Annotated in this window: 15 protein-coding genes and 1 pseudogene; 4 read left to right on the top strand and 12 right to left on the bottom strand. The window is 45.8% G+C overall.

The window, feature by feature from the left end; genetic code table 11:
* Positions 1-158: 158 nt before the first annotated feature.
* Positions 159-4,040, bottom strand: coding sequence for a phosphoribosylformylglycinamidine synthase (gene purL, locus HRU42_RS08905; RefSeq protein ID WP_295030493.1), 3,882 nt, complete (start codon positions 4,038-4,040; stop codon positions 159-161).
* Positions 4,041-4,354: 314 nt separating this feature from the next.
* On the opposite strand from purL, the gene mltF reads away from it, so the two are divergent.
* On the top strand, positions 4,355-5,797 hold the full coding sequence (gene mltF / locus HRU42_RS08910) for a membrane-bound lytic murein transglycosylase MltF (RefSeq protein WP_295030402.1): 1,443 nt from the start codon (positions 4,355-4,357) through the stop codon (positions 5,795-5,797).
* A 224-nt stretch (positions 5,798-6,021) separates the two neighbouring features.
* On the opposite strand, the gene tadA is transcribed toward mltF, so the two are convergent.
* The 3 genes from tadA to guaB form a co-directional block, all read right to left on the bottom strand.
* Positions 6,022-6,516 carry a tRNA adenosine(34) deaminase TadA gene (tadA, locus tag HRU42_RS08915; RefSeq protein ID WP_295030495.1) on the bottom strand — a complete coding sequence of 165 codons (495 nt, stop codon included), beginning with the start codon at positions 6,514-6,516 and terminating at the stop codon, positions 6,022-6,024.
* A 217-nt stretch (positions 6,517-6,733) separates the two neighbouring features.
* On the bottom strand, positions 6,734-8,311 hold the full coding sequence (gene guaA, locus HRU42_RS08920; protein ID WP_295030411.1) for a glutamine-hydrolyzing GMP synthase: 1,578 nt from the start codon (positions 8,309-8,311) through the stop codon (positions 6,734-6,736).
* 143 nt (positions 8,312-8,454) lie between these two features.
* Complete coding sequence (guaB, locus tag HRU42_RS08925) at positions 8,455-9,927, bottom strand: IMP dehydrogenase (RefSeq protein ID WP_295030413.1); 1,473 nt, start codon at positions 9,925-9,927, stop codon at positions 8,455-8,457.
* Positions 9,928-10,045: 118 nt separating this feature from the next.
* Here guaB and xseA point away from each other — a divergent pair, with 118 nt between their 5' ends.
* Both xseA and HRU42_RS08935 read left to right on the top strand, forming a co-directional pair.
* Complete coding sequence (gene xseA / locus HRU42_RS08930) at positions 10,046-11,374, top strand: exodeoxyribonuclease VII large subunit (RefSeq protein WP_295030414.1); 1,329 nt, start codon at positions 10,046-10,048, stop codon at positions 11,372-11,374.
* Positions 11,375-12,659: 1,285 nt separating this feature from the next.
* Positions 12,660-13,841 carry a histidine decarboxylase gene (locus tag HRU42_RS08935; protein WP_295030415.1) on the top strand — a complete coding sequence of 394 codons (1,182 nt, stop codon included), beginning with the start codon at positions 12,660-12,662 and terminating at the stop codon, positions 13,839-13,841.
* Between the two features lie 199 nt (positions 13,842-14,040).
* Here HRU42_RS08935 and HRU42_RS08940 read toward each other — a convergent pair whose 3' ends face one another.
* Positions 14,041-15,018 (bottom strand): transposase, encoded by a 978-nt coding sequence (locus tag HRU42_RS08940; RefSeq protein ID WP_295030417.1) that lies wholly within the window; start codon positions 15,016-15,018, stop codon positions 14,041-14,043.
* A 240-nt stretch (positions 15,019-15,258) separates the two neighbouring features.
* Between HRU42_RS08940 and HRU42_RS08945 the strand changes: the two are divergent.
* Positions 15,259-16,672 (top strand): annotated as a pseudogene (locus HRU42_RS08945) (IS4 family transposase).
* Between the two features lie 598 nt (positions 16,673-17,270).
* Here HRU42_RS08945 and HRU42_RS08950 read toward each other — a convergent pair.
* From HRU42_RS08950 to hisS, 7 genes are all read right to left on the bottom strand, one after another.
* Positions 17,271-18,758 (bottom strand): hypothetical protein, encoded by a 1,488-nt coding sequence (locus tag HRU42_RS08950; RefSeq protein WP_295030419.1) that lies wholly within the window; start codon positions 18,756-18,758, stop codon positions 17,271-17,273.
* Positions 18,759-19,115: 357 nt separating this feature from the next.
* On the bottom strand, positions 19,116-19,433 hold the full coding sequence (locus HRU42_RS08955; protein WP_295030422.1) for a heavy metal-binding domain-containing protein: 318 nt from the start codon (positions 19,431-19,433) through the stop codon (positions 19,116-19,118).
* Positions 19,434-19,535: 102 nt separating this feature from the next.
* Positions 19,536-19,925 carry an HIT family protein gene (locus HRU42_RS08960; RefSeq protein WP_295030423.1) on the bottom strand — a complete coding sequence of 130 codons (390 nt, stop codon included), beginning with the start codon at positions 19,923-19,925 and terminating at the stop codon, positions 19,536-19,538.
* Between the two features lie 792 nt (positions 19,926-20,717).
* On the bottom strand, positions 20,718-22,196 hold the full coding sequence (gene der, locus HRU42_RS08965) for a ribosome biogenesis GTPase Der (RefSeq protein ID WP_295030424.1): 1,479 nt from the start codon (positions 22,194-22,196) through the stop codon (positions 20,718-20,720).
* A 215-nt stretch (positions 22,197-22,411) separates the two neighbouring features.
* Complete coding sequence (gene bamB / locus HRU42_RS08970; protein ID WP_295030426.1) at positions 22,412-23,599, bottom strand: outer membrane protein assembly factor BamB; 1,188 nt, start codon at positions 23,597-23,599, stop codon at positions 22,412-22,414.
* A 10-nt stretch (positions 23,600-23,609) separates the two neighbouring features.
* Positions 23,610-24,230 carry a tetratricopeptide repeat protein gene (locus HRU42_RS08975; RefSeq protein WP_295030427.1) on the bottom strand — a complete coding sequence of 207 codons (621 nt, stop codon included), beginning with the start codon at positions 24,228-24,230 and terminating at the stop codon, positions 23,610-23,612.
* Positions 24,231-24,243: 13 nt separating this feature from the next.
* Positions 24,244-25,518: a histidine--tRNA ligase gene (gene hisS, locus HRU42_RS08980; RefSeq protein WP_295030429.1), complete on the bottom strand. Its 1,275-nt coding sequence runs from the start codon at positions 25,516-25,518 to the stop codon at positions 24,244-24,246.
* Between the last annotated feature and the right edge of the window lie 20 nt (positions 25,519-25,538).

Raw genomic sequence — 25,538 nt, forward strand, 5'->3', positions numbered from 1 at the left:
TCTAATGTGATCCTAACCCTCTATTTAGTAGTGAATAAATTATGGTTATTGCCCTCAAAAAAAAAGAGCACCGAAATTTTCGATGCTCTTTTTCAACAGATTGACTGCCGTTGAAGTTAAAAAAACCAAGCCAAATCTAGACTCGACTAAAAGTCAACTTAACCCAACTTTACTCGCGCATTCCTGAACATTCTCATCCAAGGGCTGTCTTCACCCCATGAATCGGGATGCCACGAGTTTGCCACGGTTCTAAACACACGTTCAGGATGTGGCATCATGATGGTCACACGACCATCTGTGCTACATATCCCCGACAGTGCATTTGGCGAACCGTTCGGATTCTGCGGATGCTTAGTGGCGATCTCGCCTTGGCCATTCACATATCTCAGCGCAATAGTGCCAGAGGCTTCGGCTAATGCCATGGCTTCAGGCGATGCAAACTCGGCGCGGCCTTCTCCATGTGATACCGCGATAGGCATACGCGAGCCTTGCATCCCTTCGAAGAAGATTGAAGGATTCTGCTGTATCTCTACTAAGCTAACACGAGCCTCGAAACGCTCGGAGCGGTTACGGACAAAACGCGGCCAATGCTCGGTGCCAGGAATGATCTCTTTGAGCGTGGATAACATCTGGCAACCATTACATACCCCCAGAGAGAAACTGTCTTCACGCTCGAAGAATTGAGTAAACTGCTCGCGGGCACGCTCATTAAACAAGATTGACTTAGCCCAACCTTCACCAGCACCCAGCACGTCACCATAAGAGAAGCCACCACAAGCCGCTAGGCCCTGGAACTCATCTAAAGTAACCCGACCACTGAGGATATCACTCATGTGAACATCACGACTCTCAAAGCCTGCTCTGTCGAAGGCTGCTGCCATCTCCAGGTGCGAGTTAACCCCTTGCTCACGCAAGATGGCCATCTTAGGTGCGACGCCTTTCAAGATAAATGGCGCGGCGACATCTTGACTCGGGTCGAATTTAAGCTCGACAGTCAAGCCAGGCTCGCTTGCATCATGTTTAAGCTTAAACTCTTCATCGGCACACTCAGGGTTATCCCGCAGTGATTGCATCTTATGGGTCGTCTCGGCCCAGATAGTCCTGAGCTCAGTACGCGACTCGACCAATATTGCTCTGTCACCATCATTGATGGTAATAGTATCGTCGGTCGTTAAGCTGCCAATAACGTGACAGGCGACGCCCGCGGCATTGAACTTAGCTATGATGGCTTCACTTTGTGCGCAGCTTACCTGAATGACACCACCAAGCTCCTCATTGAAGAGTCGCTCAATATCGGTGCCGTCTACATCTGCAAGGTCGATATTAAGACCCGTGTTACCGGCAAAAGCCATCTCAACTAAGGTGGTAAATAAACCACCATCACTGCGATCGTGATAGGCAATAACATCACGCTGCGCGACTAGCGGCTGAATCACCTCGAAGAAACCACGCAGTAAACTTGAGTCTTGCAGATCCGGCGCACTATCGCCAAGCTCACTGTAAACTTGCGCAAGACACGAGCCACCGAGGCGATTATTGCCAGCACTCAAGTCAATCAATAACAGCTCAGTCTCACCTTTATCGCTGCGAAGCTCTGGCGTGACCGTGTTGCGGATATCTTGCACTGCACCGAACGCGGTAATGACCAGCGACATAGGCGAGGTCACCGACTTATCGACGCCCTCATCTTGCCATGCTGTCTTCATCGACATCGAGTCTTTACCGACCGGAATAGTCAAATCGAGTTCAGGACACAGCTCTTCACCAATGGCTTTAACGGCTTCATATAGACCGGCATCTTCACCCGGATGACCCGCAGCAGACATCCAGTTGGCTGACAACTTGATGCGCTTGAATGAACCAATATCGGTGCCGGCTATGTTCATGATGGACTCGGCAACGGCCATACGTGCAGATGCGCCAAAGTCCAGCAGTGCCAGCGGAGTACGCTCACCCAGAGACATGGCTTCACCAGTATAGGAATCGAAACTCGCGGCCGTCACGGCGCAATCGGCAACGGGGACCTGCCAAGGACCCACCATCTGATCGCGGTTAACAAGACCCGTCACACTTCTATCACCGATAGTGATAAGGAAGGTCTTCTCGGCGACTGTGGGTAGTCTAAGGATGCGACGAACGGCATCTTTAATGTCAATCTTACTCTGGTCCACAGCCGGTGACTCGGCTTTGGCACTGACCACATTACGGCTCATCTTAGGTGCTTTACCTAATAACAGCTCCAGTGGCAGATCGATTGGCTTATCGTCGAAATGCGCATCACTCAGTGATAAGTGACGTTCTTCAGTTGCGACGCCAACGACAGCGAAAGGCGCACGTTCACGTTCACATATCGCAATGAAGGTGTCTAGGTTCTCGGGTGCCACAGACATCACATAACGCTCTTGTGACTCGTTACACCAGATCTCAAGCGGGCTCATGCCAGGCTCATCCGATGGCACATTTCTTAATTCAAACTTGCCACCACGTTCGCCGTCGTTAACCAGCTCAGGGAATGCATTAGACAAGCCACCCGCGCCCACATCGTGGATAAATTGGATCGGGTTGTTATCACCCATCTGCCAACATCGGTCGATCACTTCCTGACAACGACGTTCCATCTCAGGATTTTCACGCTGCACCGAAGCGAAATCGAGATCTTCGTTTGACTCACCGGATGTCATCGAAGAGGCTGCGCCGCCTCCGAGTCCGATATTCATCGCCGGGCCGCCCAGTACAATCAGCTTAGCGCCGACGGTGATCTCACCTTTTTGTACATGCTCACCACGAATGTTACCCAGGCCACCGGCAAGCATGATCGGCTTATGGTAACCGCGCACTTCGACGCCGTTATGGCTGCTGACTTCCTGCTCATAGGTACGGAAATAACCTAACAATGCCGGACGACCAAATTCATTGTTGAATGCCGCGCCGCCCAATGGGCCTTCGGTCATGATATCCAGCGCAGTGACGATACGCTCAGGCTTACCGTAATCGGCTTCCCAAGGCTGAACGAACCCAGGGATCTTAAGGTTAGATACGCTAAAGCCCGTTAAACCGGCTTTGGGCTTAGAACCACGACCGACCGCCCCTTCATCACGGATCTCACCGCCAGAACCTGTGGCAGCGCCCGGGTATGGGCTGATCGCCGTAGGATGGTTATGGGTTTCAACCTTCATCAGGATATGCATAGGCTCGGTGTGGTAACTATATACACCATCATCTTCAGGGAAGAAGCGACCCGCGGTATAGCCTTCCATCACGGCGGCATTATCTTTATAGGCAGAAAGCACACCATCTGGGGTAACGGCGAAGGTATTCTTAATCATCTTGAACAAGGATTTTGGCTGAACTTCACCATCGATAGTCCAATCTGCATTGAATATTTTATGACGACAATGTTCTGAGTTTGCCTGAGCAAACATCATCAGTTCGACATCATTTGGATTACGGCCCAATTTAACGAAGTTTTCGACTAGGTAGTCGATCTCATCGTTCGCTAGGGCTAAACCAAGCTGTGTGTTGGCAAGCTCAAGCGCACTACGGCCTTCACCTAAGATGTCGACACTCTTGACGACTGCCGGCTCTGTGCGTACGAAAAGTGCAGCCGCCTGTTCGAAGTCAGTAAGAATGACTTCAACCATGCGGTCATGCAAGAGTGCTGTCAGTGACAGCGCTTGCTCGGTCGTTAGCGCATCAGATTCTACATAGTAAGCAATACCACGCTCTAATCGTTTAACTTTATTGAGACCACAGTTATGGGCAATATCGGTAGCCTTAGAAGACCAAGGAGAAATTGTACCAGGACGTGGTGTGACAAAATGAAGTGTGCCTTGTGGCGCATGGGCTTCGATAGCCGGGCCATAGGTTAGGAGTTTTGCAAGTTGCTGGGTCTCGTTGTCGTTAAGAGACTCAGTTAAATCTGCTAAATGTATGTACTCAGCATAGATGCCAGAAACAGGAAGCGAAGCGGTCTCACAAGCTTCCATTATCTTTTGAACTCTAAACGCCGATAAAGCTGGGGCTCCGCGGATGATCTCCATCACGTCATTTCACCTTATATATTATAATTGCAGGGTCAGAACTGGCGACATTATAGGGAAAGATGACAGACAAAGCACCCGTAGTGACCAGCGAAAACAGTGTTCTGTGTAACGAAAAATAGTCTCGTACAAATTTTGTTCTCTGCTGGCTCTGAAATGAAAAATTAATCGACAATATAACTCATAATATTAACCAACACTTAGCCACGAAGTGAGTGCTTTTTGTACAAAAATACTGTTTTTATTCAGTTCGCGAGCAATATGATACAATTGGCCGCTATGCCTAGCAAAATAACGAGATAATTTAGCGCCAAATGACAAGAATTCTGGTTGTTTTACTAACACTTACTCTACTGGCTGCCTGCCAGAAAGTGGCTGTGGAACAAGCTGAAGTGATGCCCGAACCTGCGGCTAAAACACAATTAAACGTCGGCACTCTCTATGGTTCACAAATTTTCGTCACCACAGGACAAGGTGAAGCTGGTTTCGATTTTGAGATGGCTGCAGGTTTCGCCGATTTTCTCGAGCTCGATCTGGAAATGAAGCCTTACGCCAACATAGGTGAGCTCTACACTGCACTTGATAAAGGTGAAATCGATTTTATTGCGGCAGGTCTTGCTGATACACAGAAACGACGGGAGATGTTTCGTCTCGGCCCGCCTCTGTACCGTGTGGATCAGGTACTCATTTATAAACAAGGCACCAAGGTGCCCAAAGATATCTCTCAATTAGAAGACAAGATCACTGTCATCACAGATTCTTCCTTCGTGGAGACACTGGCGCAACTGCAGAAACTTTATCCCGATATCCTCTGGGAACAGGAAAATGACAGAGACAGCGAAGAGTTGATGGGCATGATTGCCAGAGGCGAGATAACCTACACCATAGCCTACTCGACCACCTTAGATATCAACCGCCGATTTATGCCCGAGCTGCGCGCCGGTCCCATCTTGAAAGAGAGCCAAGCCATAGTCTGGTTACTGCCCCCAAATAAGAGTGATCAGTTGATGAGTGATCTCTTAACCTTCTGGCACCAAGAGAAACGCAGCGGCACTCTGGCACATCTCAACGAAAAATATTTTGCCCATGTGAAGCGCTTCGATTATGTCGATACGCGTGCATTTCTACGAGCCATCGATAACAAGTTGCCGAGATACAAGGACAAATTCCAATTTTATGCCGGCGATATAGATTGGCGTAAACTGGCCGCGACCGCTTATCAGGAGTCTCATTGGAACCCTAATGCTCGCTCTCCCACAGGCGTCCGCGGGCTGATGATGTTAACCTTACCTACGGCGAAGCAGGTAGGGATACAAAACAGGCTAGATCCAGAGCAGAGCATCAAGGGAGGCGCCAAATACCTCAATGATATTTTAAAGCGCTTACCCGATTCAATTCCAGAAAGTCAACGCATGTGGTTTGCTTTAGCCTCCTATAATATCGGCTACGGACATGTGGAAGACGCCCGTAAGCTCGCCGAGTCTATGGGGCTCAACCCCAGTGCATGGAGAGATCTGAAAGAAGTGCTTCCATTACTGCAGAAACGTAAATACTATAAGCGTACTCGGTATGGTTATGCTCGCGGCAGCGAGGCGGTCCATTATGTTGACAGCATTCGCCGCTACTATGACACCTTAGTCTGGGTAGATAATCAGAACCAGATGATAGAAGATGAGAAAGCCAGAGCCGAAGAGACTCAAGTGGTCGAGCTTTCCAATAACGAGAATAGTGAGCTATCGGGGCTACCACCTCAGTAGCAAGACAAATTAATCGGCATACCTATGCTGTTCAGTAGTACTCATGGATTTAACGGAAATATAATGAAAAAGAGAAAATTGAAATTTAGTTCTACCAGGCGCAGAACACAGCAAAAAGCCAAACATCTACGCACCTTAAGCCGTCAGAAAATGTTCTTCGCGTTTATTCAGCCTGCAGAATAACAAAGGGCTTTGTCACTATTTAAACAGACAAACACCTAAGCTTAATCGTTTAGAATCTGCTTTTCAGCCTCAAGCCTTTTCTCTAGCTTCCTCTGCTCTTTTTTCTCTTTGCGTCGACGCCTGAAGAACTGACTCAGCTGTTCACTGCATTCATCGGCTAACACGCCGTCACTGACTCGCAGCTGATGATTAAATGCCGGGTGTCTCACCAGATCGATAACCGTGCCAGCCGCCCCTGTCTTCTCATCTTTTGCCCCGAAGACCAGACGTTCGATACGAGAATGAACCATAGCGCCGGCGCACATGGCGCACGGCTCCAGAGTGACATAAAGCGTGGTGTTGAGTAGACGATAATTCTCGAGCAGCTTGCCAGCCTGGCGCAAGCACTGCATCTCGGCATGAGCGGACGGATCGTGCAGCCCGATACAGTAATTGAACCCCGCACTGACTAGCTCGCCATTTTTGACTAACACGGCTCCAACAGGCACCTCACCTACCGCTTCGGCTTTACGGGCCATCTCCATCGCCATTGACATGAAGCGTTTATCTAATGCCAACTGTGAAGCGTGTTCATCAGGCTGCTCTTGGGACTCTTTGTTGTGCTCGGACTTTTTGTACTCAGACTTTTTGTGCTCAGACAAGGGGGATTCCACCAGGTAATTCCAGTTCTATTAACGTCCTTTTTCAAGGAACAAAAAAGGCGCCGAAGCGCCTTACTATTTTACACCTAACTAGACTCAAGAGTCAGTTAAATTATTCCCACTCGATAGTCGCAGGGGGCTTACCCGAAATATCGTAAACGACCCGTGAGATACCATCGATTTCATTGATGATACGGTTAGATACTAGGCCTAAGAAGTCGTAAGGAAGATGCGCCCAAGTTGCCGTCATAAAGTCGATGGTTTCCACTGCACGCAATGAAACCACCCAGTCATATTTACGCCCATCGCCCATCACGCCAACAGAGCGTACTGGTAGGAACACAGTAAATGCCTGGCTGACCTTGTTATAAAGGTCGGCTTTATGCAGTTCTTCGATGAAGATAGCATCGGCAAGGCGTAGCAGATCACAAAACTCTTTCTTCACTTCACCAAGTACGCGCACACCTAGACCCGGTCCAGGAAATGGATGACGGTAAAGCATGTCATATGGCAGACCCAGTTCAAGACCTATCTTACGCACTTCATCTTTAAACAATTCACGCAGTGGCTCAACAAGGCCTAGCTCCATATCATCAGGCAGTCCGCCGACGTTATGGTGTGACTTGATCACATGAGCTTTGCCCGTGGCACTACCGGCAGACTCAATAACATCTGGATAGATGGTTCCTTGAGCCAGCCATTTAGCGTTGGCACATTTCTTCGACTCTTCATCGAATATCTCGACAAACACACGGCCAATAATCTTACGCTTAGCTTCTGGATCGGCCTCACCTTTCATGGCATCGAGGAAACGATTTTCAGCATTCACATGAACTATTTTTAGTCCGAAATGATCGCCAAACATGTCCATCACTTGCTCGGCTTCATTGAGACGCAGCAGACCGTTATCGACGAATACACACGTCAACTTGTCGCCGATAGCGCGGTGCAGCAACATGGCAACAACCGATGAATCGACGCCACCAGACAGCCCTAAGATAACTTCATCATCACCAATCTGTTGCTTAAGCTTAGCAATCGCATCTTCAATGATAGAAGCTGACTTCCAGTTTGCTTCACACTGACAAATATCTAATGCGAAGTGTTCAAGCATACGCTTGCCCTGACGGGTATGCGTCACTTCAGGGTGAAACTGCACGCCGTAAAACTTTTTCTCTTCATTTACCATGGCTGCAAACGAACAAGTATCAGTCTTGGCAACGCTGACGAATCCTGCAGGGATTTCAGAAACTTTATCGCCGTGGCTCATCCACACATCGAGCAGTGGCTTGCCAGTTTCACTGACAGCGTCTTCTATGCTGTTAAACAGAGCCGAATTGGTTTGAACTTCTACCTGAGCGTAACCAAATTCACCTTCGCCAACGCCTTGAATCACCTTGCCACCCAGCTGCTCTGACATGGTCTGCATGCCGTAGCAGATCCCCAGTACAGGAACGCCAGCATTGAAGACGTACTCAGGGGCACGAGGGGAACCTTCAGCGGTTACGCTCTCAGGGCCACCGGCCAGGATAATACCGTTGGGAGCAAAACCTTTAATTTGCTCTTCACTCACATCCCAGGCCCATAGTTCACAGTAAACACCTATCTCACGAATACGGCGGGCGATGAGTTGTGTGTACTGAGATCCAAAATCTAAGATCAGTATCTTATGCTCATGAATATTGCTCATGGGGAACCTTTATTTGTTTATCTAATTTTCGGTATCAATCTTAATTTAACGCAAATTACGTCAACTAAGATCGGCATAAATAGGGATATTTAAAATAGGCGGCTCAATGCCGCCCATTGTTAAACAATTGTTAGCCAGCTAAGTTATGAACCTGGGCTATAGTTAGGCGCTTCTTTGCTGATGGTCACATCATGTACATGGGACTCGCCCATGCCAGCAGAAGTGATCTTCACAAACTCGGCTTTTTCATTCAGCTCTTTAATCGTGCCGCAGCCTGTCAAACCCATGCATGAACGTAGACCGCCCATATACTGGTGAATGATCTCTTTAAGTTTGCCCTTATAAGCAACGCGGCCCTCGATACCTTCTGGCACTAACTTATCGGCAGCATTGTCACTCTGGAAGTAACGGTCCGATGAACCTTGTGATTGGTTCATGGCGCCCAGAGACCCCATACCTCGGTATGACTTATAGGTACGGCCATTGTGCAGTTCAGTCTCGCCCGGCGCTTCATCGGTACCGGCAAACATAGAACCTGCCATGATACATGAAGCACCAGCGGCCAAGGCTTTAGCCAGATCACCTGAGAAACGGATACCGCCATCGGCAATGACCGGAATATCTAAATGCTTAATGGCTTCGGCGGCATCGGAAACGGCGGTGATCTGAGGCACACCCACACCGGTAACGATACGAGTGGTACAGATAGAACCAGGGCCAATACCGACCTTAACAGCGTTAACACCGGCTTCAACCAGCGCCAATGCACCTTCGGCGGTTGCCACGTTGCCACCGACAATCTGTAAATCTGGGTATTTAGCACGAGTATCACGAATACGCTGAAGTACGCCTTCAGAATGACCATGTGATGAATCGATAAGCAGAACGTCGACACCGGCAATAACCAAGGCATCTACGCGCTGTTCGTTACCAGGACCGGCGCCGACGGCTGCGCCAACACGCAGGCGACCTAGCTCATCTTTACAGGCATTGGGTTTTTGCTCGGCTTTTTGGAAATCTTTTACTGTGATAAGACCCTTGAGCTTAAAATTACCATCAACAACCAGGACTTTCTCAACGCGATGAGAGTGCATCAATTTTTGCACTTCATCCAACTTGGTGCCTTCGGCAACGGTAACCAGACGATCTTTAGGTGTCATCACCTGATCGACAGTACGGCTCCAATCAGTGATAAAGCGCACGTCACGGCCGGTGATAATACCAACAAGTTCATTGGCCTCGTTGACAACTGGGTAACCGGCGAAGCCATTCTTCAGGGTCAGAACCTTAAGATCGGCCAAGGTCGTAGTAGGCGTCACAGTCACAGGTTGTTGCACGATACCGGCTTCGTAAATCTTTACTTTACGGACTTCTTCGGCCTGTTGCTCAATTGTCATATTTTTATGAATAAAACCTAGACCACCTTCCTGTGCGATGGCGATAGCCAAACGAGCTTCAGTCACGGTATCCATGGCTGCAGACACAATAGGAGTATTGAGTTCTATTTTATTAGTTAGACGAGTCTTGAGAACGGCGGTATTAGGGAGTACGGTCGAGTGTGCAGGAACAAGTAACACATCATCAAAAGTGAGTGCTTCTTTCTTTAAACGTAGCATGGCAACATCTCCCAAATAGAGTAAGTTTCGAGTGAAATATTGCGGCGAGATTATACCTTGCATATTGGCCTTGGTAAATGGAAAATAGTAAAAAAGTACGGTTAACCGCAAAATCCCTATGAAAAAGCCAAAAAATAATGTTTATACCGTTTCACGCCTCAACGGTGAAGTTCGTCAACTTCTGGAAGGCGAGCTGGGTAAAATATGGCTTAATGCCGAAATTTCAAACTTCGCCGCCCCGGGGTCGGGACACTGGTACCTGACTCTCAAGGATAATCAGGCTCAAGTTCGCTGTGCCATGTTCAAGGGCCGCAACCGCTCGGTAACCTTCAAGCCAATTAATGGTCAACAAGTCCTGGTTAAGGGCTCAATCAGCGTCTATGAACCCAGAGGCGACTATCAACTCATCATAGAGTCTATGCTTCCCGCCGGCGATGGCCTGCTAGCGCAGCAATATGAAGCCCTGAAGATGAAGTTGGCGGCGGAAGGCTTATTTGCTGCCGACACCAAGCGCCCTATCCCATCCAACATTCAGAAGATAGGCGTCATCACCTCGGCAACGGGCGCAGCCCTTAAAGATGTACTCCATGTGTTAGCCAGGCGTGACCCTTCTATCGAGGTGGTGATCTACCCGACACAGGTACAGGGAGAGCCGGCGGCTCAACTGATTTGTAACGCCATCGCCATCGCTAATGCCAGACAGGAAGTCGATGTGCTCTTGCTGACCCGAGGCGGTGGTTCCCTCGAAGATCTCTGGTGTTTCAACAGCGAAGATCTCGCCCATGCCATCTATAACAGCGCCCTAGCCGTGATCTCGGCTGTCGGCCACGAGATAGATACGACGATCAGCGATTATGTCGCCGATGTTAGAGCCCCCACGCCCTCGGCAGGCGCCGAATTACTCTCAAAAGATGCCGAAAACAAGAGGGAGAAACTCGAGCAATTTATCTCAAGGCTCAGGCAGAGCTGGCAGCATTATCAGCTGAAAACCAACAGCCGCATAAGCACCTTAACCCATCGTCTGCAGCGACAGGATCCCCAGCGTCGCCTGCAGCAATACGGCCAGAGCTTCGATGAGATGCAGTTTAGGCTAGATGCCGCTATCGACAAGAAGCTGGCTAGTCTCGCGCTCAAACAGCAGCAACTGAGCCATCGCTTAAATCAGCAATCGCCAGCAAACAAGCTAGATCTAGCGAGCCAGAGGCTGAGCTATTTAACCTCAAGGCTCAAAGATTCAATCAAAGAGACATTAGCCAGCAGCGAGCAAAGCCTCAGCGTCAGTGCCCACCAGTTACAGACAGTGAGCCCGTTAGCCACACTGAGCCGGGGTTACAGTATTACTCAAGATTCAAATGGTAAGGTGTTACTGAACGCCGCAGATGTTAGCGTCGGGGATATGTTGACGACTCGATTACTCGAGGGAGAAGTTCAATCCAAAGTGGTTTAGTCACTCGTTGGATAACGAGTCACTGAAATATCTGTCGTGGGTTCATTGGGCGGATTTTGCGTTAGCTTGGTTTTCTCTGTTCAATTTATGTTTTGTTATTATCGATAGTTTCTCTACGGCTCGTCATTCTCGCAATATGGGATAGCAATTCAATACTTGTCTTTCCCTCAATGCTTGTGGGCGGGAATCCAGCCGCTTTGGCTAGCCTTCGAATGAGGCTGATCACATTTAGGTGGTTTAGCTTCTCGCTGACTTGGTATTGGGGGAGTGTGATGATAACTTTGAGCTGCATGGTTATCTAATTTACAGCCTCTAGCAGTTGTTACTTAAACCTGAAATCCTAGATCACTTGCTGCCCTTTGGAATATAAAACAAGCCGCATCCGCCACTAGATACGTATGCTTACACTCTCACACTTCACCAGACAATTATTTAACCTTTGCATCAATATGTTACTTTCAATAAGATCAATTGTAACACTGTTATTTATTATACGTTTATTGTTGACGACTTAGTTTATTTTGATATGCTACATTAGCAATTGCACTCAAATGGAAAACGCCGATGCAAACATTGAAATTAATACGTGACTAGACTTCCAGATTGCAACAACTTCTTTGCAATCACTTTCAATAGATAATAATGAATATTCTAATTCAAACAACATATCAGTAAAGAAGAGTCTATTGATTGAAAATTGAAGCACATAATTTTTATATTAATAAAGGCTGACGAAGAAGATAACACTACTGACCTTATAGACTAGGTCTTGCTATCAGAGATTATCATGCTATGTCACTAGGTTAGAGCAGCAGCCACGGAGTTCCTGTTGATACTCACGACTAAAGAGAATCATGGGTAGGTAATAAGCTCTTTTTCCAATTAGAGAGTAGTGAATTTACTGATAAGTAATGTGACTATCGATACCTATGGACACATTGGTATTAATAAACGATGACGATAGCATAAAGTCCATAATTTATAATTATATAGGAGAATATCTATTCTATTCCGAGTTAAATTAGTGCCGACGCTATTAACACTAGTCATTCATAGAAAATATACACCGGCCAGGTTAAGTGTTTAAAATGGTTAGCATTAACAACTTACTATCTAGCTGCCAGGATAATTAACAACGGACTATAAAGTGTAACCGTTCATCATACACTTTGATTTACAACAATATTAGACATTTAAATAAGATCACCATAAACATACCTTTTGTACTAAATATGTTCGCGTCCCCCCTGGTGATAAGGTGAATCGAATATCGGAAATACAGTTAATGGATCAAACTGCCACGCTATCAAACCAAGACCATCAAAAACTAGATAATTTTTTCAAATCATGTCTTCACTTCCAGCATAGGAATATCGGCTATCCGGTTGCAGCGGATTTCAACTACAGCGAATTATTTAAATTTCTACAGTTCTCCTTGAACAATTGTGGGGATTGGGCGCAAGAGTCGAACAACCCATTAAATACATTTCGTTTTGAGAAGGAGGTTATGGAGTATTTTTCAGACAAGTTCGGCACCTGCCTCTCTGAGTCTTGGGGCTATGTCACCAACGGAGGAACCGAGGGGAATATGTATTGCTGCCTATTGGCACGGGAGAAGTTCCCTCAAGGTACTCTTTATTACTCCGAAGACTCCCACTACTCCGTTGATAAGATAGTTAAGCTTCTAAGGATCAAACACAAGGTAATCAAAAGCCTCCCAAACGGTGAAATTAATTACGATGAACTAAAATTTGAAATTTTAATAAACAAAGAGTCAAACCCAATAATTTTTGCAAATATAGGCACAACCCTGTATGGAGCAACGGATGATATTGCAAAGATACAAACCATACTCTCAGAATTGAACTTCAAAAAAAATGAATTTTACCTGCATGCCGATGCTGCCCTTAATGGAATGATTTTACCGTTCGTTGACCAGCCACAACCCTATAACTTTTCAGATGGCATCGATTCAATTTCAGTATCTGGCCACAAAATGATAGGCGGCCCCATACCATGCGGAATCGTTCTAGCAAAAGCTAAAAATGTTGAGTCTATAACTAACGAAGTTGATTACATAGCAGCACCAGACAAAACCATATCGGGCTCAAGAAATGGCTTCACCCCTCTTGTCCTCTGGCATGCCATCAATTCAACGTCGGAAGCACAAAAGAGAGCAAGGGTTCAAGGCTGTTTGAATTTAGCAAAAGAACTTACAACTTTACTCATAAAAAAAGGCATACCCGCTTGGAGAAATTGCAATTCTATAATCGTAGTATTCCCAACTCCTTCAGAGTCAATATGGAGAAAGTACGGACTTGCTAATTCAAAAAAACACGCTCATGTGGTCGTTACCGGTCACATGATTGAAAACCCATCTCTGCTATATCAGCTTGCAGAGGATATGGCTAAGGACATTGTAAATCAGAGAAAAAATGAAGCAAAAAATGAAGCCACCCATTGCTAATCAATAAGATATCCAGCCTATAGTCAATTATCCATATGCTTGTTCCACATAAACCCTATCGAACAAGTTAATGGTATATCCAAAGTCAGCAATCTTGTGAAAAAGAGTGTTTAGTAAGAAAAATGATGACATTCAGACGGATGCCATTACCTCAAGCGACAGAGGAAGAAAAGATGAGAAGAGTGAGTTGATTGAGTTGTCAGCTTGCTTCTAGATATTTACAGCATTGAGAGAAATGCCTTCGCCGCTTCTCAAGGTGTTTACAATAACGGGTGAGTTCTTGCAAGGTTCCTACTGGGCCATGAAATATCTTGCCAAAATCTCTGGTTATTTTTATCCAGTTATCTGCTGAAATATTCAGTTGGGTTAATATCTTAGCTGCATTTTCAGAAATAGCTCCTCGTTTATCATCACGAATGATTCTACCGGTTTCATCGACCAGCTCTAGATAATCTTTGAGTGAGAAGTTTATGCCTTTAGCTTGGTTCAGTTGTTCATTTCCAATAAAGGGCAGTAGCTTTGTCGGTTGTTTGCCCTTTAGTGCAGCTTTGACTCGTAACTGAAGGCTGGTGTGATCTGAATCTGCAATTGTTTTTGCCATTTTTGCGCGTATGGGATTGAGCTCTACATAGGCCATACAGGCTAGCACTGCGGCTTCATCGAGGAGGGCTTGTGACTTGAACCGACCCTCCCAGAAATGCCCTGTACAGTTATCCTCGATATTGGCTTTTCTTGCTATAGGCTCATTGAGGCAGCGCATAAACCAGGAAATATCGCTCAGTCGACTACGGTATTGGGCTATTGAATGCTTTAGCGCATTAATTTCAAAGCTTTCTACAATCTCACCTTTTGCAAATATCTGAGTTATTTCAGTTCCTTTGAACACTTGATGCCAATGCTCTACGACCTCCCTATCGGTCCAGTTATTAGCAAGCTCAATATCAATATGAAGTACAATGTGCAGGTGATTACTCATGACAGCATAAGCCACCACATCAATGGCAAACATTTCAGCTAAGTTGAATATCTGTTCTTCTATCCAGCCACGTCTATGCTCATAAGATTTTCCTGTAATATCATCTACTCCCGTGAGATGGGCGCATCTAACAGTTCTGCTGCAGCAATGATAATAAGGTGTATCTTCAATACTAATTTGAGTGCTGCGGGGACGGGGCATAATAAGCTCCAACAGAGGATCATAATTAAAGCTTAGTTGGAGGAATGTAAGTATGCCATTAACAATAGCCTACCGGATTTAATTATGGCTGGCCTGATTTAATTCTCTGAAAGCGTGAGAAAACATGCCACTCCGTCGACAGCTATACTCCTGACTCTTCTACACAAATATGGAGAAAATTGAACTTTATTGAATTTCCACGATCTGATCATAAAATTCAATAACTTAAAGTTTTTCAAAATGTCAGTTTTCAATGCAGAAGAATGGGCTAAATCTCTCTTTCAACATGCTAAATTAGGTGATATGCGCCGTGCTGATAGGTTAGTCAGTACCGCAGCCAACATGGCTCGTAGCAGCGGTAAGTCTATCGCGCTATCATGCCGTGGCAATGAAGCTGAACTAGAAGGGGCTTACCGATTGATCCGCAATGATAATGTTTCTCCAGATATGATCCGAGTCGCAGGATTTCAACATACCGCAAAAGAAGCCGTGTCGGTTGCAGAAATTCTCGCGCTAGAAGACACCACCTCACTGAGCTATAAGCATCAGGTCGCTGCCGATTTGGGCAAACTGGGCCAAAAGACCGATAGATCACGTGGTTGGTGGGTTCACTCAGTCATGCTGCTGGATAGTCACACCACCAGAACCATTGGCTTAATCCATCAAGATTGGTGGTGTCGCCCTAATCATCCCGAAGATGCTGATGAAAAAGAAAGTGGCAAGTGGCCGGATGCGTCACATTTTTGCCGAGAGCGTTTAGGTGAAACCATGTCACGGGTGATTTCAGTCTGTGATAGAGAGGCCGATATATTAAGTTATATCCAAGATAAACAAAAGCATAACGAACGGTTTGTTATCAGAGCAAAGCATTCCAGAATCATTGAAAACTCAGACATAAAACTGTTTGAATATCTTGAGGCGCAGCCCATTTTAGGGACTTATAGCATTGATATAGCTCAAAAGGGAATGAAAACAAATAAAGGAAAAGCAACCAATCGAGCGGCAAGAAAAGCCAAGTTAACGGTCAAAGTCGCCAGCGTCACGCTTAATGCTAAAGAAGGCGTGAAATCAGTCAATGTAATTTACGCCCAAGAGAAAGCATCAGCCACGGTTACCGAGCCATTACGCTGGATACTATTAACCACAGAACCCATAGAGACTTTAAAACAAGCCCTGCATGTTATTGATATTTATGCTGCCAGATGGCGAGTAGAAGATTTCCATAAAGCCTGGAAAACAGGCGCTGGTGCTGAGCGGCAGCGAATGACGGAGCCACAAAATTTAGAACGCGCCGTTTCTATTTTGGCCTTTATTGGTGTGAGATTACTGCAACTGCGAGAAGTCATGACCTTAGCCCTCTACCTCAGAAAGAAAGGGCTTAGCGATGCCAAATCAGTGCTGTGACAGCGTATTAGAAGCAGATGAATGGAGGGTATTGCTGCAATATTACAAGATTATAGGTCATGACGGTAAAACCGCTCCAGATATGAAATGGGCTTATAAATCATTAGCTAAGCTAGGTGGTTTTACTGACAGTAAACGAACAGGTATGGCGAGTTGGTCGACTATTTGGGAAGGCTGGGACACATTGCAGGCTCTGGTTTCAGGCTATCGTTTGGCTAAAGAAATGTTGGCTGCAGGTAAGGTGCTATGAGATGTGACTAAGAGACAGGCTATACTCTGCTATGGAAGACATCAATGATGGCTGGCTTGATTTAATAGATAGAATCTCGCCAGCCGCTAACCTGAAACTGAGTCTGTATATTACGCTGATTTGACTTGCAGTTCATCCGCTTCGCCACAAAGAATCTATAAGAATTTATCAAGCCACCCAGCATAAAAATCGGCCGTCCCACCTCATGTAGACTCTGACATTACGCTCGCCAAATACGATGTAAGTCACTTTTTTATACGTAATTTATATGTCAGCAAGGTGGGCTTTACGCAACAGAAATAAGTGGACACCCATAAGATTTTGACACTTTTATTTTGAACAAAAGGGTTGGCACTTAGTGCTGAAATCTAGTAATCCATTCTCGAAATGATGCTCAAACCATACAAGATACATACACAGCATGCTAGGTACTTTTTATTGCTTTGATCAATATATTTCTTATGGGAAATTGTGATGGCTGGCCTGATTTAATACTATGGAAGACATCAATGATGGCTGGCCTGATTTAATAATGATGGCTGGCTTGATTTAATAGATAGAATCTCGCCAGCCGCTAACCTGAAACTGAGTCTGTATATTACGCTGATTTAACTTGCAGTTCATCCACTTCGCCGCGGGAACTAGGGAGTCTCGCCTTATCATTGTTTTTGTCTGCCAGACTTTTTAGATGCAGTCCTGATAACGTTAAAGCAATACCGGTAATCGAACCTATCAATGCTAATGAACCAAACCAAATTAGCCCAACTAGGGTTAAGGTCTCATTTTTAATGTCTTTATAGTGATTAACATTATCAATATAAGAGGCCGTACGGTAAATCTGGTTAGTCAAAGCGACGGTATTGGTATCGATTTCTATGATACGTATATTATAACGCAGTGTAGAGTTTTCCATCTCTAGATCGGTAACATGTCTATTTTCCTTGGAAAATTCGATGTCTAGCTTATCTAGTTTATCCTCTATATTAAGCAGTGACAGCTGTTTATCTTTAGATAATTGGCGCTGTGTTTTCGCAAGATTTTGACTGCTCGCATTGACTGCCTGTTCATATCTTTGTGAAAGTGATTTTACTTGTAAACTTCCTTGTTCAATCATATCGTCTTTAAGCGCTAATAGCTCAGCGTAATAACTGTCTAAGAAGTTGGCAGATTCAAGATTAGGTTGGGTACTTTCCCCGCTAATGGTTCGTTCGTTAATGTCACTAAGCTGATTTTCCGTGTAGCGGATTTTTTCATCAAAATCCTTTTTCACCCCATCTGAGGTGAAAAAGTTGGCATCAGCTAAGGCTTGCTTTCTGTCACGGGTAAGAGTGGCAATTTGCCTCAGCAAACGATTACGTTCCGTCTGCACTGTCGCAGTAGTACTTTGCATACTTTCCAAGCTCGACTGGAGTCGCTGCTCTTTCTTTACTGCAAATTCTTGTAACAACTCTGACTTTTCAACTTGAAGCTGGTTCAACGCCTTAGTCGCATTGGCTAATGAATTACTCAAGTACGGGACATTGCTGGACAAGCGTTGATTACGTTTTACCGCATTGCCATACTGTGTAAGATACTGCTTCTCTACGGTATTCTTGTTTGATGTAAGGGTGTCAGTCTTATCATTAAAGTCTTTAAATGCTGACTCTATAATATCTTGATTTATCTTTATCTGATTTTCAATACGGCTAATTTCAGTCTCACCAAGTTTTATCTGGCTATTTATTGAGGTAAATGCTCTTTCAAAACCATTGAGCAAGGTTTCGAACGTGATTATCGACAAGAAACAAATCATAATAAAATACAGAATAAATGATTTTCTCGAATACCAGAGTCCAACAACGAAGGGGATCTTGGTCAATTCGACGATGGAGACCATGACAAAGGGTGCTGATAATATGATAGAACTGACGATATTATCACCATCTGCTACCAGTGATACAGCAATGCTTAAGCCAATAGTCACGACTATAATTTCAACAAACCAGGCCATTTTTCGTAAAAAAACGCTATGTTTGTAAAGTTCATCTGTACCGTCAGTCGTAATAACACGGGGAGAAAACACAGGTTTAATAATATTATCGGTCACGTTAACGCCATCAATTAATTAAATCAAATAATCGACAACGATAAGAGCATTAGCCAATGAAATAAATAACTAACCCGAAAGATAATTTAATAATAATTTAATAATAATTTAATCCCATGAACTGCTACTTACGTGTTGAATATTGGTTGCGCTAAGCGGGTAGATTATTCGCCCTTGTTGCGCTAACAATAATGGCTTGCGACTAGTTTGGTGTTCGATAAGACCATCAAGATGCGAATAAAATGGCTAAGGCCTGAAAGTCCGAGGCTGTGCTGGATTTTTGAGTGACAGGTTCGCATCAAAGAGGGATCCAGTACTATGCTCCCCGGCTCAATAATGAGAAGTTATGCCGGTGAGTTACGCGCTCAACTTAACTGCTGTGCCGAAAACCATTATTTCACAAGCACCTTCCATAATCGCACTCGTGGTAAAGCGGATCCCTATGACTGCGTCAGCTCCTTTTTGATTAGCATTTTCAACCAAACGTTGAACTGCAACATCTCTAGCATCGGTGAGCATTTCTGTGTAGCCTCTAATTTCGCCACCGACTAAACTTTTTAAACCAGCCATGATGTCACGTCCAATGTGTTTCGATTGAACGACGTTACCCGTCACTACACCTAATATTTCGACTATTTCCTTTCCTGGAATTGTTTCAGTGGTCGAATAAATCATACAGCTCCTTGAGAACGCCCATTTAAAAAATTATGCATGTGCTGGCGGGCGACTTGCTCAGCAACAAGCTACAGCCTAAGTGGATCTGAATTCTGAGGCTTGCTATAAGCCTGCCAATGACTGACGTAAGTCATTTATATTTTGGAGCCCGAGATGGCTGCTATGCCACCCAAATTTATCACCGTCAAAGCGTGGGAACACATGAAGATGATAATGCCCTAAATCATTAAATTTACCGTTATTTTGAATAAAGCTAATGCCGTCTGGGCTAAACTTAGCGTCCAATCTCAAGTATAAACTCCTAGCCACCGCATTTATCTCTGCCAATACCGGCTCTGGAACATCAATGAAATTTTCATAAGGCAACGTTGGGGCTATCAGTAGGTGGCCAAAGTTAATCGGGTCATGATCCGCAAAAGCAATAACGTTAGCTGACTCATAAACAATAACAGCATCTATTTTACGACTCACTATTTGTTCAACTATCGTCATAGTTCCCTCTAAGTCCGATCTGGCTTAAATCCATGTCTTAGCTAACACAGCAAAAATCAGAACCTCTTGCTGTTCTTAGTAATCAAGGATAAATGACACTAATATTTCATGTGGATAACTCTAACATCTGCTTGAAATTATTCAAGTTAAAATATTACCTATCATTAAGAACATAGGCGATGCCAATGAAAACTGAACCACACCAGCATTCAATCTAGCCCTATATAAATGCAGTAGATGCGGCTGCGAGCTTCCAAAAAAGGGTGAGGTATCACAAAGTGATACTCTCCGAACGAGAGGCTGGGTGAATATGGCAACGCCATTCACTCATGAACGAGAAGCATGGATGCTGAACTGGCCTTTGTATATGGACATATTTTGCCGAACTGGCCGTTAAACATGGACGTTGTTTGATTTGGCAGAGCCCACAGGGCCAATTTTGTTCCTTACAAAATTTGCCATTTCCTCCTTGACCTACAGGGATGTAGGAATGCCATAATGATACCGGGAGTATCATTAGCCCTGGAGGTCAGAAGTGTTTTCGGCGCCTCGTAGAAGTATCTGCACATAAGCCTACTGCAAGCAATTAGTAGCAATGAGGCTAGGATTACCTGCTATCCAGCAAGCAAAACAAAGCCCAATGAACCCAACTGAGCAACCTCAAAATCGAAGCAACACACTAGCCAACACCTACTCAGCCAGAAGCTAAACAAGAAAAAGCCAGTTAAAATGATTTAACTGGCTTGTATCGATAAAACAAGATCCCAGGCACTATAACCTAGTGCCTAAACTCTATTTGTTATCTTTATCTTTATCTCTGATGTGACTCATCATACGCTTGCGGCGGCGCTCCTGACTCACGGTAAGCCTCTTAGTGTGCAAGCCTTCAAACGGGTTAGCACCGTCCTGGAAGCGCACCTGGATAGGCGTGCCCATGACTTTAAGCGAACGACGGTAGTAGTTCATCATGTAACGCTTGTAGGAATCCGGCAGTTTCTTAACCTGATTACCATGGATCACGACGATGGGTGGGTTGTAACCACCGGCATGGGCATATTTAAGCTTAACACGGCGACCATTCACCAAAGGTGGCTGGTGATCGTCTTGCGCCATCTGCATGATACGCGTCAGCATAGACGTACTTACGCGGCGCGTGGCACTGTCATAGGCTTCTTCTACCGACTCATACAAGTGACCAACACCAGTGCCATGCAGTGCTGAGATGAAGTGAATACGTGCAAAGTCGATGAAACCTAGGCGACGATCCAGTTCACTCTTAACTCTGTCTTTAATTTCTTGATCGATACCGTCCCACTTGTTGACGGCAATCACCAAGGCACGGCCGGCATTAAGGGCGAAGCCCAACAAGCCAAGGTCTTGCTCTGCGATGCCTTCACGGGCATCGATGATCAATAAGACCACATTACAGTCTTCGACCGCTTTAAGTGTCTTAATGACAGAGAACTTCTCGACGGTTTCATGGACTTTACTGCGGCGACGAACACCGGCAGTATCGATAAGCACGTATTCACGCCCTTCTCGCTCCATAGGGATATAAATACTGTCTCGAGTGGTTCCTGGCTCATCATAAACAACGACACGTTCTTCACCTAAGATGCGGTTAATCAAGGTAGACTTACCCACGTTGGGCTTACCAATAATCGCCAGCTTTATCGGCAGGTCCTGCAGACGCTTCTGCTCGGCTTCGGCTTCCTCTTCGCTGTATTCTCTCTCCTCAACCTCTATATTGCCCTCGCCATCGCGATGCAGGCCGAGCGCCTCGGCATAGGGTGCCAGAGCGTATTCGATCATGTTGGTGACGCCGCGTCCCTGTGACGCCGCCATTTGATAGACCTCACCCAGACCTAAGGCCCAAAACTCGGCACAGGCAGAGTCGGCATCGATACCATCAATCTTGTTGGCTACCACGAAAGTGGTCTTATCACGTCGACGCAGGTGCTCGGCAATCGCATGGTCTGCTGCGGTTAAGCCCGCTCTCGCATCGGTCAGAAATAGCACCACATCGGCTTCTTCAATCGCTGCTAAGGACTGTTCGGCCATATGAACTTCTATGCCCTCTTCGGTGCCATCGATACCACCGGTATCGACTACGATAAACTCGTAGCCTGACAGGGAGGCGCGACCATATTTACGATCCCTAGTTAGCCCTGGAAAGTCGGCAACCAAAGCATCTCTGGTGCGGGTAAGGCGATTAAATAGGGTCGACTTACCGACATTGGGTCGCCCAACAAGGGCCACAACTGGAATCATTTTTTTGCCTCTAATCTACTGTTTTCAAATCTATAAAATATCAATAACTCGGATCTTGACCTAGTTAAGACTAGCCCAAGCCGATACTACATCTTGCTTATATGTTTATATACTAATCACTTAGCAAAAGTACTTAACCAAATAACCTAAAAAGTACTTAACACAAAAAGCCCCCAGAAAGACGTCCAGGGGCTTAATATCAATTCAGTTAACGCTTACGGAAGCGTTATTCTAGCAATTGTTCCCGCACGAGTCTGAACATAAATGCTATCACCGACAACCAAGGGCTGGCTATACAAACCAGAACTGTCCACTTCGATGCGTCCAACGAGTGCCCCCGTCGACTTATCTATAAAGTGCAGATAACCTTCGAAGTCACCGACAACCAGATAACTTTTAAACACGGCTGGCGCGGTTAAATTACGGTTAGTTAACTCGGTGTTGCTCCAAGACTCTAAACCATTTCGTCTATCTACAGAGTAGATGCGACTAAAATCGTCCACCAGAAACAGGTTCACACCTGAGTTAGTCAATTCATGGAAGCTTGAGTACTTACGCGACCAAACCACACGTCCCGTCCTCACTTCCATGGATACCAGGTTGCCATTAAAACTCACTGCATATAGGTTGTCACCTATGATCAAGGGCTGCATATCCACATCGGCCATACGGGTAAACTCGTTGCCCCCTTTTGGCGTGTAGATAGCTTGTTCCCAGGCAGCCTGACCATTATTTTTGATCACCACGGCAACCTTACCATCGGCAGTACCGATGAAGAAACCACCGGCTTCATAGGTTGCCGACCCAGTGCCACGCAGTGTCAGCGTTGGCAGCTTAGACTCATAGGTCCAAAGCTTTTCACCGTCTTCGATTTTAAATGCTTCTAGGGTACCAGCGCTGGTGCTGACCACAACAACATCTTCTGCAACCGTAGGGGCAGAGAGTAGCTCACCACTGGCAATGCTGGACCACTTAGTATCGCCGGTTTCAGCGTCAAGAGCACCGAGTAGACCACTTTCGCCACCGATAAAGACCATGTCTCTCGCGGCAGTGACTCCGGCCGCTAACTTAGCGCCCTTGTTCTTGGCCAAGATATTATCTTTAAATGCCGAGCTGAAATCTCTGCTCCAAACCTTAGCCCCAGTTGCTTCATCGAAGGCAACCACTTGACCATATCTATCAGCAACGAATAGCTTGCCGTAGTTGGCTGCGGGGCGAAGACGAGAATAATAATCACCGACGCCGCTACCAACACTCGCACTCCAACTTATTTCAGGAAATACGCTTGCTTCTAATTCTGGTAATGGACTTACCGTTTCTTCTTCAACGTCGCTGGATGAACAGGCAGATAACAGGCCAATACTCAGACTACATGCGACTAGTGTTTTGCACCAAGACTTCATGGGCGTTTCCTTATGCCTTGTTCAAATTATCTAGCTTCATCTGTAGCGCAGGGCTTACACTGGTTCCACCGTTGTTAACGGCGGCCTGATAAGCAGCTTTAGCCAGCTCTTCATCGCCTTTACGCACCAAGAAATCACCTTTGAGCTCATCTCTTTGTGCCGTGAAGGCGGGATCAGAGACCTGATCTAACGTAGTGATAGCCGTTGCGATTTGGCCTTGCTCCGCTTGAACGCGAGCCAGGCGCATGGTCGCGACCATGACTAGACCTTTATCGGGTGCTGAAGAGACGACACTTTTCAGTGTGGCTTGGGCTTTATCAAGATCACCGGCTTCCACAGCCGCTTTAGCCACGATAAGCTCAAGCAGTGATTGATAACCTTTCTGGCTATGATCTTTGGCAAACGTTTCTGCCGCGGCTAACATACTGGTATCAGTAATATTGCCAGCACTCACGGCCTGAAAAGCTTCAGATGCCAATTCAGCTTGTGCAAGCTTGTGATCTGAATAATAGTTCCAGCCAAATAAACCACCCAGACCAACCACGGCACCTACAACGATAGAGGTACCATAATCTTTCCAGAACTGTTTGATAGCATCTACTTGTTGTTCTTCTGTGCTATAAATTTCCACGTAATCTTCCTCTTTAAATCAGTTCTGCGATATAAGCTGCCAATCCGTCACGGGCAACTAATGCTTGTTCTTTGTTTTCACGCAGGTATTTAACCGCGACCTGGTTATTGGCCAATTCATCTTCACCGATAACTAGGGCGATGAATGCACCACTCTTATCTGCGCGTTTCATCTGTTTCTTAAAGTTTCCGCCACCACAATGGCTCATCACTCTCAAGCCAGGTAAGTCGCTGCGAAGTGCTTGAGCAATTTTAATTGCTTCAACTTTACTCGCATCGCCCATGGCGGTGACATACACATCCACAGTAGCCGGAATGTCATCGGTCAACTCAAGCGTCTCTAGCATCAAGACGATACGCTCCAACCCCATAGCAAAACCGACAGCAGGGGTGTTCTTGCCGCCTAGCTGTTCGACCAGTCCATCATAACGACCGCCAGCAAGGACTGTGCCCTGAGAACCCAAACTTGTAGTAACCCACTCAAAAACAGTGCGATTATAATAATCTAAACCACGAACCAGACGTGGATTAATGACGTATTGGATGCCAACTGCGTCTAAGAGTTCACATAAATGTGAAAAATGTGCACGAGTTTCCTCGCCAAGGTAATCCATCAACTCAGGCGCGTCGACCAAAAGTGCCTGTACGTCGGGGTTCTTAGTGTCCAACACGCGCAGCGGATTGGTATACATACGGCGCTGACTTTCTTCATCCAGCTGCTCTTTAAACTGCTCAAGATAAGCAATAAGCGCTTCACGATAGGTGGCACGCTCGGCAGGATCGCCTAAGGTATTAAGCTCCAGGGTCACATGGTCTGTGATCCCCAGTTTTTCCCACAGGCGGGCAGAAAGCATCAAGACTTCGGCATCGACATCCGCAGTTCCCATGCCATACACTTCAACACCAAACTGATTAAATTGACGGTAACGTCCCTTCTGTGGGCGCTCATGCCGAAACATAGGACCCATATACCAGAGGCGTTGTTCCTGGTTATAGAGTAAACCGTGTTGATTACCCGCACGCACAGTAGATGCGGTACCTTCTGGGCGTAAGGTTAAGCTATCGCCGTTTCTGTCATCGAAGGTATACATCTCTTTTTCGACAATATCGGTGACTTCACCAATCGAACGTTTAAAAAGATCGGTACTCTCTACGATGGGAGTACGGATCTCACTATAACCATAGGCACTCACGGTTTCACGGAGTACGGCTTCTAGTTTTTGCCATAGAGGGCTTTGGGTAGGCAGAATGTCATTCATTCCACGAATCGCTTGGATCTGTTTTGCCACGATATAGACTCGTCCGATTT

The sequence above is a fragment of the Shewanella sp. genome (assembly GCF_013214165.1).
In the GTDB taxonomy this organism is placed as follows: domain Bacteria; phylum Pseudomonadota; class Gammaproteobacteria; order Enterobacterales; family Shewanellaceae; genus Shewanella.